The organism is Streptomyces sp. NPDC051105 (assembly GCF_040682795.1).
Taxonomy (GTDB): Bacteria; Actinomycetota; Actinomycetes; order Streptomycetales; family Streptomycetaceae; genus Streptomyces.
Genome location: NZ_JBFBBR010000001.1, coordinates 423164 through 436994, shown reverse-complemented (window position 1 = coordinate 436994; position 13831 = coordinate 423164). Strand labels below are relative to the sequence as shown.

The 13831-nt window shown below is 71.6% G+C and carries 13 protein-coding genes; 9 read left to right on the top strand and 4 right to left on the bottom strand.

The features are described 5' to 3' along the window. Positions 1-65: 65 nt before the first annotated feature. Positions 66-332, top strand: a complete 267-nt coding sequence (tatA, locus tag AB0N16_RS02035; protein ID WP_365792049.1) for a Sec-independent protein translocase subunit TatA — start codon at positions 66-68, stop codon at positions 330-332. A 250-nt stretch (positions 333-582) separates the two neighbouring features. On the opposite strand, the gene AB0N16_RS02030 is transcribed toward tatA, so the two are convergent. Next, positions 583-1038, bottom strand: coding sequence for a DUF6114 domain-containing protein (locus AB0N16_RS02030; RefSeq protein WP_365792047.1), 456 nt, complete (start codon positions 1036-1038; stop codon positions 583-585). Beyond that, positions 1038-1736 (bottom strand): DUF6230 family protein, encoded by a 699-nt coding sequence (locus AB0N16_RS02025; protein ID WP_365792045.1) that lies wholly within the window; start codon positions 1734-1736, stop codon positions 1038-1040. Before AB0N16_RS02025 ends, AB0N16_RS02030 begins: the two co-directional genes overlap by 1 nt. Before the next feature lie 615 nt (positions 1737-2351). Between AB0N16_RS02025 and AB0N16_RS02020 the strand changes: the two genes are divergently transcribed. Then, a complete protein-coding gene (locus AB0N16_RS02020; protein ID WP_365792043.1) occupies positions 2352-2996 on the top strand; it encodes a Tat pathway signal sequence domain protein in 645 nt (214 codons plus the stop codon). A gap of 16 nt (positions 2997-3012) precedes the next feature. Here the strand turns inward: AB0N16_RS02020 and AB0N16_RS02015 are convergent, their stop codons facing one another. Continuing rightward, a complete protein-coding gene (locus AB0N16_RS02015; protein WP_365792041.1) occupies positions 3013-3939 on the bottom strand; it encodes a lytic polysaccharide monooxygenase in 927 nt (308 codons plus the stop codon). Between the two features lie 433 nt (positions 3940-4372). On the opposite strand from AB0N16_RS02015, the gene AB0N16_RS02010 reads away from it, so the two are divergent. The 7 genes from AB0N16_RS02010 to AB0N16_RS01980 all read left to right on the top strand — a co-directional run bounded on the left by AB0N16_RS02010 (position 4373) and on the right by AB0N16_RS01980 (position 11977). Further along, entirely contained in the window at positions 4373-5020 is a 648-nt protein-coding gene (locus AB0N16_RS02010) for a ScbR family autoregulator-binding transcription factor (protein ID WP_365792039.1), read from the top strand. Positions 5021-5072: 52 nt separating this feature from the next. Then, positions 5073-6224 carry a damage-control phosphatase ARMT1 family protein gene (locus AB0N16_RS02005; RefSeq protein WP_365792037.1) on the top strand — a complete coding sequence of 384 codons (1152 nt, stop codon included), beginning with the start codon at positions 5073-5075 and terminating at the stop codon, positions 6222-6224. Positions 6225-6475: 251 nt separating this feature from the next. After that, positions 6476-8638, top strand: a complete 2163-nt coding sequence (gene cyc2, locus AB0N16_RS02000) for a germacradienol/geosmin synthase Cyc2 (RefSeq protein ID WP_365792035.1) — start codon at positions 6476-6478, stop codon at positions 8636-8638. 16 nt (positions 8639-8654) lie between these two features. Further along, the gene (locus AB0N16_RS01995; RefSeq protein ID WP_365792033.1) at positions 8655-8978 is read left to right on the top strand and encodes a hypothetical protein; all 324 of its coding nucleotides are present in this window, start codon (positions 8655-8657) and stop codon (positions 8976-8978) included. A gap of 91 nt (positions 8979-9069) precedes the next feature. Beyond that, complete coding sequence (locus AB0N16_RS01990; protein WP_365792031.1) at positions 9070-9624, top strand: PDZ domain-containing protein; 555 nt, start codon at positions 9070-9072, stop codon at positions 9622-9624. A 215-nt stretch (positions 9625-9839) separates the two neighbouring features. Continuing rightward, the gene (locus tag AB0N16_RS01985) at positions 9840-10970 is read left to right on the top strand and encodes an aminopeptidase P family protein (RefSeq protein WP_365792029.1); all 1131 of its coding nucleotides are present in this window, start codon (positions 9840-9842) and stop codon (positions 10968-10970) included. Positions 10971-11032: 62 nt separating this feature from the next. Then, positions 11033-11977, top strand: a complete 945-nt coding sequence (locus tag AB0N16_RS01980; protein WP_365792027.1) for an aminoglycoside phosphotransferase family protein — start codon at positions 11033-11035, stop codon at positions 11975-11977. Positions 11978-11992: 15 nt separating this feature from the next. Here AB0N16_RS01980 and treZ read toward each other — a convergent pair whose 3' ends face one another. Next, positions 11993-13738, bottom strand: a complete 1746-nt coding sequence (treZ, locus tag AB0N16_RS01975; RefSeq protein ID WP_365792025.1) for a malto-oligosyltrehalose trehalohydrolase — start codon at positions 13736-13738, stop codon at positions 11993-11995. Between the last annotated feature and the right edge of the window lie 93 nt (positions 13739-13831).

The following is a 13831-nucleotide window of genomic DNA, read 5'->3' as shown; positions in this document are numbered from 1 at the left end:
CCGGCCCGGGTGCAGGAAGCACCCTCCGTCGGCACGGAACAACGTGAGAATGGGAGGGGGCGGTCATGCTCCGCAACGGACTCGAACCCTGGCATCTGCTGATCGTCGCGATCGTCTTCATCGTGCTCTTCGGCTCCCGGAAGCTGCCCGACACCGCCCGGGCCCTGGGCAAGTCGATGCGCATCCTCAAGAGCGAGGCGAAGGCGATGAAGACGGACGGCACGGCGGCACCCGTGGAGCCGACGTCGGTACAGAGGTCGGCCGAGCCGGCCTCGGCCCCCGCGCGGCCGGAGCCCGGGACGGCCACCGAGCCGACCGTCACGACGAGCTGACGCCTCCTGATCCCGCACTTGCGGGTAGCTCGGTGATATGGGCGGTGGGGAGCGGGTGCGCGAAGCCGCCGCCGCTCCGCCGGGCCGCCCCGTACGAACTGGTCAGTCGAGTCTGCCTGGCTGCCGTGCGGACGGGAAGCAGAGCCTGCCTGTCACCGGTGGAGCCGGGAAGTGGCGGGGAGAGCGGGCGTCTGCCCCCGCACATGCAAAAGAGGCGGCCCGAAGGTCTCGACCCGCCTCTTCCACGGCTTCAGGCCGGCTCTCCCGCACCGTCCCCGAAACCCTGCGCGTCGGCCGGCGCGGCCTTGCGCCGCTTGCGCCGGCTCACCCGCGGTTCCTGGTCGGGCAGCCAGCCGAAGATCATGCAGCTGCCGACGGCCCCGAGGGCGAGGCCGACGAAGAATCCGCCCAGGTTGGAGGTGACCCAGGAGCCCAGGGAGCACAGGATGCCGACGATGGAGTAGAAGAGGCGCTGCGAAGGGCTGAACAGGGCCAGCAGGCCGCACACCACCATCACCACCGGCAGCAGATAGCCCGCCACGCCCTGCATGCCGACATGGATGACGACCTTCAGCGAGGCCTTCTCGGTGAGCAGGATCCACCCGCCGCCGAGGGTCAGCAGCAGCCCGCCCCAGAACGGCCGACGGGCCCGCCAACCGCGGAAGGCGGGCCGCCACCCCCCATGCGGAGTGTCTGTGCCGGACATCAGCAACCCGTGTCGCTGAAGCTGAGCTTCAGGCCGGGAAGCGTGAACGTCCCGGCGGTGGTCTTGTAGTTGGTCTGCCGCAGGTTGTCGATGTGCACGGTGTCGGCCTGCTGGCTGAAGACGCCCAAAGGTCCCTTGACTCCGGCCTTGGTGAGCGTGCTCGCGTCGTTGCCGATCTCGATGTTGTTGAAGGACGCGTCGCCCGTAAGCAGAGTCGAGTCGGTGGTCAGATCGGTCGCCTGCACCTTCGACGAGCCGCTTCCCGCCTTGATGAGCAGGTTGGTGCCGCCGAGGTCGACGCTCTGGCACAGGCTGTCCAGAGTCGCCTTCTTGATCGCGGAGGTGACGACCAGTACCTGGCCGCCGGTGTCACCGGCGTTCGGGCTGCCGTCGGCCATGGTGTCGAGTGCGCCGAACTGCTCGAAGCCGGTGCCGTCCAGCGACTTGGCGGTGACCGTGAAGGGCATGCCGGAGATGTAGAGCGTCACCCCCAGCGCCCCCTGAGCGGTCAGGACCGCGAGTCCGGCGACGGCCAGGGTGGCCGGCACCGCCATCACGGCGGCGCGGCGTCCGCGGACCCGTCCCCGTCTCTGTCCCCGTCCGGTGTCCCCGGCGGTGTCTGGTGTGTCGGAAAGAGAACCGCTTCCCGGGTTCTCAGGCGTGTTGTCGGCGGACGGAACGTCCGGGGACGAGGCCATGTCTGCTCCCATGCATTAAGACGCGGGTTGGGCTTCAGTGGCACGTTGTCCTGGCGCGGACAGCGGCTGCCGCGCACGCCTCCTCACAACTCCCGGCGGACGCGAGGACCTTCTCGTTACGCAGCAGTAGCCACGCCGAAAGTTACCGGCGGTTACTTTAAAGGGTCAAGGCAGTTGTGAAAAAAGGGTGTTGAATATGCGTCAATTGTGTTCCGACCTTGCATTCCCTTGATCGGTTTCTCAACTCCCCTGATTGACCTTGACGTTGACGGTTGATCAGGTCTACAACTCTCCCTGGTCTCCTTCGGATCCGTGGCGCCGGATCCGCCGAGCGGTATCGGCCGCTTCCCGGCCTCTTCGATCACCGCTCCGCTCACGGCGTCGGCACGGCCGCTTCCCCCCAGGGCCCGTGCCCGCACGCCCTCAACCGGCCCGGCCGGAGGCCTAACCCCCCCAGGCTTTCGGCCGGTGTCCGGCTCGGCTGCCGTTGTCGGTCCGTCACGTACGGAGAAGGCGTCACGGGCCGGCAACGGCTGGCGGCGCAGCCGCGCCCACCCTGAACCCCCCACCTCTCCTCACCCCACGCAAGTCCCCCCAAAGAAAGAGGCAACCCGCATGCGTACGCGATCCCTCCTCGCCCTGGCCGGTACCGTCGTCGCCCTCTCGGTCGCGGCCACCGTGCCCGCCTCCGCCGACGGCGCCGTGCTCACCACCGGCAGCGCCGGCGGCACCGCCGTCGCGGTCGGCGACACCCTCAGCGCGTCGCTGGCCAGCGGCACCACCGCCACCCTCTACTCCAGCGCCACCAGCACCAGCGGCATCACCTGTGCGGCCTCGACCTTCACCGCGACGGTCACCGACAACCCGGCCGCCCCCGGCACCGCCATCGAGTCGGCCACCGCGCAGACCTTCGGCAGCTGCACCAGCAACGTGACCGGCGTGACCGGCGTCTCCAGCATCACGGTCGACAACCTGCCGTACACCACCGCGGTCTCCTCGGACGGCACGGTCACGGTCACCCCGCCGAGCGGCTCGACCATCCAGACCACGGTGAAGCTGACCACCCTCCTGGGCAGCATCACCTGCGTCTACCAGGCCGCAAGCCTGTCCGCTACGAGCTCCAACAGCGACAACAGCCTCGCCTTCAGCAGCCAGGCGTTCACGAAGTCCTCCGGCTCCATCCTCTGCCCCTCCGCCGGCTACTTCACCGCCAAGTACGCCCCGGTCACCGACAACGGCGCCACCGTCTTCGTCAACTGACCTTCACGTAAAGGCGTCAGCGTCGACGCAGACGCAACGCCAGGACGGCGCCCCCGGTGAGCACCAGCACCGCGGCGGCGCCGCCCGCCACCAGTGGCGCCGACGGGCCCGAGCCCGGGTCCGTGTCGGAGGCCACGGGAGTGCTGTCCGCGGCGGCGGCTCCGGTCTTTGGGGAGACCGTGGCCGCCGCCGTGCGCCGTGTCGGGACGGCAACACTCTTCGAAGCGGAGGGAGTCGGGCTTTCGGAAGCTCTCGGAGTCGGCGTGGCACTCGCCCGCGGCCGTGCGCTCGCCGTCGCCCCGCCGTCCTTCTTCGCCGTGAAGACCACGTCGGAACACGAGTAGTAGGTGTCCGTCGTGCTGCTGTTCTGCCAGATCGTGTACAGCATCTGACGGCCTGTCCGGTCGGCAGGCAGCTTCGCGGTGAAGTGGTACGCCCCGTTCGTCAGGGCCGGGTCCTTGAACTCGGCGAACGGCTGCGCGGGCAGCTCGGACCACGTCAGCGGCTTCGTCGGGTCGTATCCCTGCCGCGTCAGATACAGCTTGAACGTGCCGGCGTGCGCGATCGTCGAGGCGTACGTCATCGTCATCCGGGCGCCTGGGGTCAACCGGGTCGCGGGCCAGTCCGCGCGCGCCAGGTCGAGCCCCTTGTACGCCGGCAGGTTGCCGCTGCACAACTTGCCGTCCGGAATCACCTGCCGGTCACGGCCGTTGACCCCCGCCACCCGCAGGTTGTCCCACGCCACGAAGTTCTGCCCGCTCGCCGCGATCGCCGCCTTGCAGGCCGCCGTCGCCGCGCTGCCGCCGCTGGGGGAGCAGGCGTAGACCCGGCTGACCGGGTCGGTGGGGGCGCCGTGCGCCTGGGCGGACCCCGCCGCCCACGACAGGAGCAGCAGCGGAGCCGCGACGGCGGCTCCCGTCAGGCGGGCGGTCGTCCGGGTCATCGGGACGTCTCCTAGGCAGCGCGGGTACGGGGTCTGCTGAGGTGAGTACGGGATCCGGGCGCGTACCGTTCACTGCGGTTGATCACAGGGCAGGGCGGTGTGTGGGGCGCCGACCGGGTCGTCCCGTTTGCGGACTGCGCGGGCGCCATTGAGAACCAACCGTCCGGCTCGTATCGTGGTGCTCGCCGATGTGCGCCCGCCCGCCCGCATCGCCTCGGGAAACCGGCATGAACGCGAGGAAGTGGCGTGTTCTGCTCTCGTGCGTTTGTGCAGTGTGGTCGCCGATCGCGAGGCCACACCCGCGAGTTGCACGGGTCCGTCACCAGGTCTGCACAGGTTGCCACCCGTTCCCTCACGGTGAGCTATCGTGTGCACGGGGTAAAAAACAAACCGCATGCCCCGTCGGTTTGGAGCCGTGAGGAGTGTTGAGTCGATGGCGAGGCAGTTACGCGCGGAGCAGACCCGCGCCACGATCATCACGGCCGCCGCCGACCTCTTCGACCGGCGTGGCTACGAATCCACCAGTCTGAGTGAGATCGTCGAACACGCGAAGGTCACCAAGGGGGCGCTCTACTTCCACTTCGCCGCCAAGGAGGACCTGGCGCACGCCATCATGGAGCTCCAGTCCCGCACCTCCGGCCAGTTGGTGAAGGAGTTGGACAGTCGCGGGTACTCCTCGCTGGAGGCCCTGATGCGCACCACGTTCGCGATCGCCCGGCTCTCCGTCGAAGGCCCGATCCCGCGCGCGGGGTTGCGGCTGGCCACCGCGGACGTCACCGTACGGCCGCCGCTGAGGCATCCGTTCACGGAGGGCCTGGAGTTCGCCACGCGCAAACTCCAGGGCGCGGTCAAGGAGTCCGACGTCCACCCGGACATCGACGTCGGGGTGGTCGCCCACTCCCTGGTCTGCTTCTTCGTCGGCACCCGGGTCGCCGGACGCAACCTGGAGCCGGTGGGACGACTGCCGCGCAGGGTCGCGGAGATGTGGTACCTGATGATCCGTGGCCTGGTCCCGGTGCACCGGCGCGCCCGTTACATGACCCTCGCCACCCAGCTGGAGCGCGAGATCAGAACGGCGTGACCGGCACCGCCGGTTCGGCGGAGCCGGGCATCCCGCGCGATAGCGTGACGCCATGCCCGACTCCGCCGCCGCACCCGTGATCCTCGGCACCACCGGCCCGTTCCCGCGCAGCGTGCTGGCCGAACGGCACCCGGCGATCATCCGTCAGGTGCGGGACGCCTTCCCGTACGGCCCCGGACAGCGGCGCGCCCTCGACGCGCTGCTGCACAACTGCACCGAAGGCGTGATCGAACCCCTGCCCGACGGCGACCGGTGGCGCGGCTGGGGTCTGGACGGTCACCTCGGGCAGTCCTGGTTCGACGTGCCGTGGCTGTGGTCCGAGAGCTACTTCTACCGCCGGCTTCTGGACGCCGTCGGCTACTTCGGCCCCGGCCCCTGGCAGGGCATCGACCCCTTCCGCCCCTTCAAGCTCGCCGAACTCGACGCCAAGGAGACCGACGAGGAACTGGCCGCGCTGGACGCCCTCGATGACGACCCGGACCGCGCCCTGCTGCACGGCTCCCTCTGGGGCAACCGCGCCGACCTGGGATTCCGCCTTTCCGCCGAGTCCGGCGAGGCCGTCTCCGCGCTGGTCGCCGACGACAGCGCCGACCTGTGGCGGCTGCTCCGGGGCGGCACGCTGTGCCTCGTCGCCGACAACGCGGGCCGCGAACTCGTCCCCGACCTGCTGCTGATCGCCCACCTCCTGGACACCGGGCGGATCGCTGACGCGGTCCTGCACATCAAGCCGTACCCCTACTACGTCTCGGACGCCACGACCGCCGACGTGCTCGACGCCCTGCGCAGGCTCACCGCCGCGCCCGGTGCGGCCGCCGGGTACGGCCGCACCCTCTGGTCGGCGATGTCGGACGGCCGGCTCACCGTACGCGCCCACCCCTTCTCCTGTGCCCCGCTGCCGTACACCGAGATGCCCGGGGACCTGCGCGCCGAGTTCGCCTCCGCCGCCCTCACGATCTTCAAGGGTGACCTCAACTACCGCCGTCTGGTCGGCGATCGGCTCTGGCCGCCGACCACCCCCTTCGCCGAGGTCACCGCCTGGTTCCCGGGTCCGGTGGCCGCGTTGCGCACCCTCAAGTCCGACGTGATCACCGGCCTGGCCGCGGACACCGAGGCGGCCTTGGACGCGGCCGAGGGACAGCGCTGGCGTACGGCCGGCACCCACGCCCTGATCCAGGTCAACGCGGGCACATCGGCAGCGACTTGATGCCGTTGATGAGGACGGACGTCGTATGACCGGCTCTGTCAGCGGTGGCGAAGGCCACCTATCCGTTGGTCCGGCGAATGGACCCACAGCGGCGCCTGAAGGATACGGAGACGGGGCCGGGGCGCGAGGAGTGACCGGCGGACGCCACACAGGCCCGCCGAAGTTCCCGGATTCCGCCCCGGTTCACGCGATGGTGTGATCATGTGCCCTGCGGTGGATGGGCGTTGGAGCCCACGGGTAGGGCCCCGGCCATGACGCAGCCGTTCGAACTCCCGCACTTCTACATGCCGTATCCCGCGCGGCTCAACCCGCACCTGGAGGAGGCCCGGGCCCATTCCACCGAGTGGGCCCGCGGGATGGGCATGCTGGAGGGTTCCGGGATCTGGACCCAGGCCGACCTGGAAGCGCACGACTACGGCCTGCTGTGCAGCTACACGCACCCCGACTGCGACGGCCCCGCCCTGTCGCTGATCACCGACTGGTACGTGTGGGTGTTCTTCTTCGACGACCACTTCCTCGACATGTACAAGCGCACCCAGGACCGCGCCGCCGGCAAGGCCCATCTCGACCGGCTCCCTCTGTTCATGCCGCTCGACCCCGCGACGCCCGTGCCGGAGCCCCAGAACCCGGTCGAGGCGGGCCTCGCCGACCTGTGGGCGCGCACGGTGCCGTCGATGTCGGTCGACTGGCGCCGCCGTTTCGCGGTCGCCACCGAGCATCTGCTGAACGAGTCGATGTGGGAGCTGGCCAACATCAACGAGGGGCGGATCGCCAACCCCGTCGAGTACATCGAGATGCGCCGCAAGGTCGGCGGCGCCCCCTGGTCGGCGGGACTCGTCGAGTACGCGACGGCCGAGGTGCCCGCGGCCGCCGCCGGGACGCGACCGCTGCGGGTGCTGATGGAGACCTTCGCCGACGCCGTCCACCTGCGCAACGACCTGTTCTCCTACCAGCGCGAGGTGGAGGACGAGGGCGAGAACAGCAACGGCGTGCTGGTCCTGGAGACCTTCTTCGACTGCACCACCCCGGAGGCCGCCGACACGGTCAACGACATCCTCACCTCCCGCCTCCACCAGTTCGAGCACACCGCTCTCACCGAAGTGCCCGCCCTCGCCGCCGAGAAGGGCCTCACACCCGGCGAGGCCGCCGCGATCGCCGCCTACACCAAGGGCCTGCAGGACTGGCAGTCCGGCGGCCACGAGTGGCACATGCGGTCCAGCCGCTACATGAACCAGGGCGCCACCCGGTCCGCCCCCTGGCAGCACCTCAGCGGGCCCGGCACCTCCGCCGCCGACGTCGGGGCGCTGCTCGCCTCGGCCGCCGCGGAGCGTCTGCGGGCCTACTCCCATGTGCCCTTCCAGCAGGTCGGGCCCTCCCTCCTGCCCGACTTCCACATGCCCTACGAGGTCGAGCTCAGCCCGCACCTCGACGCCGCCCGCCCCCGGCTGACCGCCTGGATGCACGCCACCGGCATGCTCGCCGAAGGTGTCTGGGACGAGGACAAACTCGCCGCCTCCGACCTGGTGCTCTGCTCCGCCGGCCTCGACCCGGACGCCACCCCCGAGGAACTCGACCTCAGCGCCGACTGGCTGGCCTGGGGCACCTACGCGGACGACTACTACCCCCTGGTCTTCGGCACCCGGCGCGACCTGGCCGGCGCCCGGCTCACGACGGCCCGCCTCTCCGCCTGCATGCCCCTCGCCGACGAGCCCGTCCCCGTGCCGGCCACCGGCATGGAGCGCGGCCTGATCGACCTGTGGGCCCGCACGACCGCCGGGATGAACCCCGAAGACCGGCTGGCTCTCAGGCAGTCCGTCGACAGCATGACCGAGAGCTGGCTCTGGGAGATGTCCAACCAGCTCCAGCACCGCATCCCCGACCCCGTCGACTTCCTGGAGATGCGCCGGGCGACCTTCGGCTCCGACCTCACCCTGAGCCTGGCCCGCCGCGGCCAGGGCCCCGCCATCCCCGCGGAGGTCTACCGCAGCGGCCCGGTCCGCTCCCTGGAGAACGCCGCCATCGACTACGGCATGCTCATCAACGACGTCTTCTCCTACCAGAAGGAGATCCAGTACGAGGGCGAGTTCCACAACGCGATCCTCGTCGTCCAGAACTTCTTCGGCGTCGACTACCCGACCGCGCTCCGCGTCGTGCACGACCTGATGACCCAGCGGATGCAGCAGTTCGAGCATGTCGTCGGCAATGAACTCCCGGTTCTGTACGACGACTTCGAGCTGCCCGCCGAGGCCCGTGCGGCCATGGACGGCTATGTCCGCGATCTGCAGAACTGGATGGCCGGAATCCTGAACTGGCACCGACGGGTCGACCGCTACAAGGCGGACCACCTGGCCCGCCGGGCCCACGGGTTCCTGCCGGACCGGCCCCCGCTCGCCCCGGCGCTCCCCGTGGGCTGACACCCACCGGTGAGCGGTGCCATCGCCTCCGGTGCCGGCGCGGGCCCCTCCGGGGGCTCCGCGCCGGCCGCGCGCTGCCCTACGCCGACTCGGGCACCCTCTCCTCGGCGCGCCCGGCCTCGCCCCCGCCGCCGCCCCGACCGGGCCCGTCTACGCCGTCCTCGCGGCCCTTCCCGCCGCGGGCTTCACCCTGTGCGCGCTCGCCCGCGACGACCTCCCGGCCACCGCGTCCCGGCTCGTCCGGCGGGTGGAACTGGTGTGCGGCGGGACACCCGCAGGAGTGGCGGCGTACCTGACGGCAGGCCTTCCCCGCGAGGCCCACGGCACAGGTGGGACCTGAGACTTCCCACCCCTGACCCAGGGCCAGTCTCACTCGTTCGTGTCTCGTCGCGCCCGCGTGCGCCGGGTAGAGCTGCGGCTGGAGGCGAACCATGGAACAGACCGCTTTGCGTCCCAAGCCGATCCCAGGCCAGGAACGCCGGGACGACCCCGAACCCGGGCCGGCCCGGCACCCGCACGCCGCGCGCCGGCGCGGCCGGCGGATCAGGTCCCTGCTCTTCGGCCTGATCGTCGGCACGGTCCTGGTGCTGTCCGGGGTCGGCATCGGCACCGTCGGCGCCACGGTGATCGGCATGAGCAGACTGGCCGAACTGCAGCACCACGCCCCACCGACGCCGACCCGACCCACCCCGTCCGCCACCGCCGGCCCCTCGCGCACGGCCGCGGCGACCCTGGGCGTGGAGGCCGTGGACGCCGAGAAGGTGGGCGCGCTGGTGGTGGCAGTCCATGTGCCGGGTCCGGGCTATACGGCGGGGCTGGTCCGGGGCGACGTCCTGCTCCAGCTCGGCGACCGGCGCATCGACAGCGCGGCCGACCTGGTACGAGCGGTGACCGACGCCCGCCCGGGCCACGAGGCCAAGCTCACGGTGCGCCACGAGAGCGGGGGCTACCAGCAGCTGACCGTGACGCCGGGCGTCGTTACCTGAGAGCACCCGCGCGGACGCGCCCCGAGGGGCGCGGGGCTCAATACAGGTGCCGCTCCGCCGCGTGGACGCGGCCGGCCACCACCCACCCGCACCGGCGGCACTCCCGCACCCCACAACGGCGGCTCTGCCCAAACCGGCTCGCGCGGCCACGCCGCACCCGGCAGGATGCATGCCGAGGCCCCTACAGCCCCCTCACCCGCGCAAGGAGGCCCTGGATGACCGGCACCGCACCCGCCGCGCCCTTCACCGCCGGCGACTACAAGTCCCGCATGGCGCGCGCAGCCCACGCCGCGGCCGACGCCGGACTCGCCGGCCTCCTGATCGCCCCCGGCCCCGACATGGTGTGGCTCACCGGCTACACCCCCACCGCGGTCACCGAACGGCTCACCCTCCTCGTCCTGACCCCCGGCAAGGACCCCGTCCTGGTCGTCCCCACCCTGGAGGCCCCCGACGCCGAGAAGACCCACGGCTCGGCCGCTCTGACCCTGCGGGACTGGACCGACGGCATCGACCCCTACACCGTCACCGCCGGCCTGCTCGCCAAGGACGGCCGCTTCGGTATCAGCGACAACGCCTGGGCCATGCACCTGCTGGGCCTGCAGAAGACGCTCCCCGACACCTCCTACGCCTCCCTCACCGACGCGCTGCCCATGCTCCGCGCCGTGAAGGACGCGGCCGAGCTCGAGCTCCTCGCCGCCGCCGGGGCGGCCGCCGACGCCACGTTCGAGGAGATCCGCGGGGTTCCCTTCGCCGGCCGCCGCGAGTCCGACGTCGGCCACGACCTCGCCGACCTGCTGCGCCGCTTCGGCCACGACCAGGTCGACTTCACCATCGTCGGCTCAGGACCCAACGGCGCCAACCCGCACCACGAGGTCGGCGACCGCGTCATCCAGGACGGCGACATGGTCGTCCTCGACTTCGGCGGCCTCAAGGACGGCTACGGATCCGACACCTCCCGGACGGTGCACGTGGGCCCGCCGACCGCCGAGGAGTGCGAGGTGCACGACATCGTGCGCGCCGCCCAGGAGGCCGGCTTCCGGGCCGTCCGCCCCGGTGCCGCCTGCCAGGACGTCGACCGGGCCGCCCGCGCAATCATCACCGACGCCGGGTACGGCGAGTACTTCATCCACCGGACCGGCCACGGCATCGGCGTCACCACGCACGAGCCGCCGTACATGATCGAGGGCGAGGAGCAGCCGCTGGTGCCCGGGATGTGCTTCTCCGTGGAGCCCGGTATCTATCTGCCCGGCCGCTTCGGAGTGCGGATCGAGGACATCGTCACGGTGACCGAGGAGGGCGGGCGTCGTTTCAACCAAACCACCCGCGAGATGGTCATAGTGGGCTGACCGACCCGGCCCGGGGCGTATCCTCTCGCCCCTACCCCACCCGAACGGCAACGGCGCGATCCATGACCCAGGCACCGACACCCACCGCGGACACCGTCCGCCGACTGGTCCGTTCGCTGCTCAAAGAGAGCGCGACCGAAACCACGGGCCCCGACATCCGGCCCGTCACGGCGGGCGGTGAGCACTCCACCTGGTGGGTCGGCACCCGTTATGTGCTGCGCCTCGCCCCCGACCGCGAGGCCTCCGCGCGCCAGCGCCGCGAACTGCGCCTGCGCGACCTGGTGCGCCCGCACCTGCCCGTCGCCGTCCCGGCCGGGGTCACGCACGGCGAGTGGGCGCCGGGACTGACCTACACGCTGGACACCGCGATCCCCGGGGGTACGGCCGAGGAGCACGACGTCTCCGCGGTCGGCGAGGCCGATCTGGCCGGGCTGCTCACCGGGCTGCGCGAGGTGCCGGCACGGCAGGCCGAGACGCTCGGCGTGCCACGCACCCCGCCACGCTCCCTGGAGGCGCTGCGCCGGATGGCCGTGCCGGCCGCCGAACGCCTCGCCGTCGCCGACGAGTTCGACCCCGCACCCCTGCTCCACTTCACCTCGCCGGGCGCCGCCCAGCTCGCCGCCCAGCCCGGTACGGCCGTGCTGGTCCACCACGACCTCAAGGGCGAGCACCTGGTGGTCAGCGCCGACGGCAGGGTGCGCGGGGTCCTCGACTGGACCGACGCGGCGGTGGGCGACCCCGCCGAGGACATCGCCGGGCTCGCCCTCGCGGTCGGCTCCGGCGCGGCCGTCCGCGCGGCCACCCTCGCCGGCTACGGCCCCCGTCCCTGCCTGCGCGGCCTGTGGCTCGCCCGCTGCGACACCGTCATCCGCCTCACCGACCGCCTCGACGGCCGCGACGACAGCCCCCTGCCCCTGCTGCGTACCCAACTCCGGCGCGCCTGGGAGGCGATCCTCCTCGAGCGCGTGTCGGACCTCCGGGAGGACGACACGGACGGCGAACCGTAGGACACGCGCGTGTGCTCACGCCTGGGTCAGTACCACGCACGACTCGCCTGGCACCCGCAGCAGTCCGTTCGTGTCCGGTGCCGTCACGGTGTCCCACGCGGCCAGGACCTCCACCCGGGCGGTGCCCAGCGGGATCGCGGCCGGCTCCTTGCCCAGGTTCACGGCGACCCGCACGTCACCGCGCCGGAACGCCAGCCAGCGTGCCTCCTCGTCGTACGCCACCTTGGTGTCGGCGAGGTCGGGATCGGTGAGGTCCGGCTGCTCGCGACGCAGAGCGAGCAGCCGGCGGTACCAGGCCAGCACGCGCGCGTGCGGTTCGCGTTCCGGCTCCGACCAGTCCAGGCAGGACCGGTCCCGGGTGGCCGGGTCCTGCGGGTCGGGTACGTCCTCCTCGGCCCATCCGTGCGCCGCGAACTCCCGTCGCCTGCCGCGTCGTACGGCCTCCGCCAGATCCGGGTCCGTGTGGTCGGTGAAGAACTGCCAGGGGGTGCCCGCCGCCCACTCCTCGCCCATGAACAGCATCGGCGTGAAGGGCGCCGTGAGCGTCAGCGTGGCCGCGCAGGCCAGCAGGCCGGGGGAGAGGGTGGCCGAAAGCCGGTCGCCCTGGGCGCGGTTGCCGATCTGGTCGTGGGTCTGGGTGTAGCCGAGCAGCCGGTGCCCGGCCACCCGCGCACGGTCCAGCGGCCGGCCGTGGTGGCGGCCCCGGAAGCTGGAGTAGGTGCCGTCGTGGAAGTAACCGGCGGTGAGGGTCTTGGCGACGGCGGCGAGGGGGGCGCGCGCGAAGTCGGCGTAGTAGCCCTGGGACTCCCCGGTCAGCGCGGTGTGCAGGGCGTGGTGGAAGTCGTCGTTCCACTGCGCGTCCAGGCCGAGCCCGTGCTCCGCGCGTGCGGTGATGACCCGTGGGTCGTTCAGGTCGGACTCGCCGACCAGGAACAACGGCCGGCCCGACTCCGCCGCCAGGCCGGCCACGGCCGACGACAGCTCCTCCAGGAAGTGGCACGCGCGCGTGTCGCACAGCGCGTGCACCGCGTCCAGGCGCAGTCCGTCGATCCGGTAGTCGCGCAGCCAGGCCAGCGCGCTGCCCACCAGGTACGCGCGGACCTCGTCGGAACCGGGCGCGTCCAGGTTGACCGCCGCGCCCCAGGGCGTGTGGTGCGTCTCCGTGAAGTACGGACCGAACGCGGGCAGGTAATTGCCCGACGGGCCGAGGTGGTTGTGGACCACGTCCAGGACGACACCGAGCCCGAGCCCGTGCGCCCGGTCGACAAACCGCTTCAGCGACTCGGGGCCGCCGTACGGCTCGTGCACCGCCCACAGGGAGACCCCCTCGTACCCCCAGCCGTGCCGGCCCGGGAACGGGCAGAGCGGCATCAACTCCACGTGTGTGACGCCCAGTTCCTTCAGATGGTCCAGTCGCCCGGCGGCGGCGTCCAGGGTGCCCTCGGGGGTGTACGTGCCCACGTGCAGCTCGTAGAGCACCGCTCCCGGCAGCGCGCGTCCAGGCCACGCGGCACGCCACTCGTACCGCCCGTGGTCGACGACCGCGCTGAGCCCGTCCGGTCCGTCCGGCTGGCGGCGCGAGCGCGGGTCGGGCAGCACAGGGCCGTCGTCCAGCGCGAAACCGTACCGCGTGCCGTCCTCGGCGTCCGCCTGCCCGGCCCACCAGCCCGGCCGCCGCGGATCACGCTCCAACGCGCGTGCGGCTCCGTCGCAATGGAGCGTCACACGGTCTGCCTGCGGTGCCCACACCTCGAACTGCACGGACGGTTCCCCTTCGTCTGGCTCATCGTGAGGTAGTCCGTCCATCGTGCCGTGAAAAGAGATCAATCCGCTTTGAATCGCGGCTTTGCCGAC

Bases quoted from the DNA above. Each gene is read 5' to 3' on its own strand.
- tatA (WP_365792049.1), top strand. From the start codon at position 66: ATGCTCCGCAACGGACTCGAACCCTGGCATCTGCTGATCGTCGCGATC.
- AB0N16_RS02030 (WP_365792047.1), bottom strand. From the start codon at position 1,038: ATGTCCGGCACAGACACTCCGCATGGGGGGTGGCGGCCCGCCTTCCGC.
- AB0N16_RS02025 (WP_365792045.1), bottom strand. From the start codon at position 1,736: ATGGCCTCGTCCCCGGACGTTCCGTCCGCCGACAACACGCCTGAGAAC.
- AB0N16_RS02020 (WP_365792043.1), top strand. From the start codon at position 2,352: ATGCGTACGCGATCCCTCCTCGCCCTGGCCGGTACCGTCGTCGCCCTC.
- AB0N16_RS02015 (WP_365792041.1), bottom strand. From the start codon at position 3,939: ATGACCCGGACGACCGCCCGCCTGACGGGAGCCGCCGTCGCGGCTCCG.
- AB0N16_RS02010 (WP_365792039.1), top strand. From the start codon at position 4,373: ATGGCGAGGCAGTTACGCGCGGAGCAGACCCGCGCCACGATCATCACG.
- AB0N16_RS02005 (WP_365792037.1), top strand. From the start codon at position 5,073: ATGCCCGACTCCGCCGCCGCACCCGTGATCCTCGGCACCACCGGCCCG.
- cyc2 (WP_365792035.1), top strand. From the start codon at position 6,476: ATGACGCAGCCGTTCGAACTCCCGCACTTCTACATGCCGTATCCCGCG.
- AB0N16_RS01990 (WP_365792031.1), top strand. From the start codon at position 9,070: ATGGAACAGACCGCTTTGCGTCCCAAGCCGATCCCAGGCCAGGAACGC.
- AB0N16_RS01985 (WP_365792029.1), top strand. From the start codon at position 9,840: ATGACCGGCACCGCACCCGCCGCGCCCTTCACCGCCGGCGACTACAAG.
- AB0N16_RS01980 (WP_365792027.1), top strand. From the start codon at position 11,033: ATGACCCAGGCACCGACACCCACCGCGGACACCGTCCGCCGACTGGTC.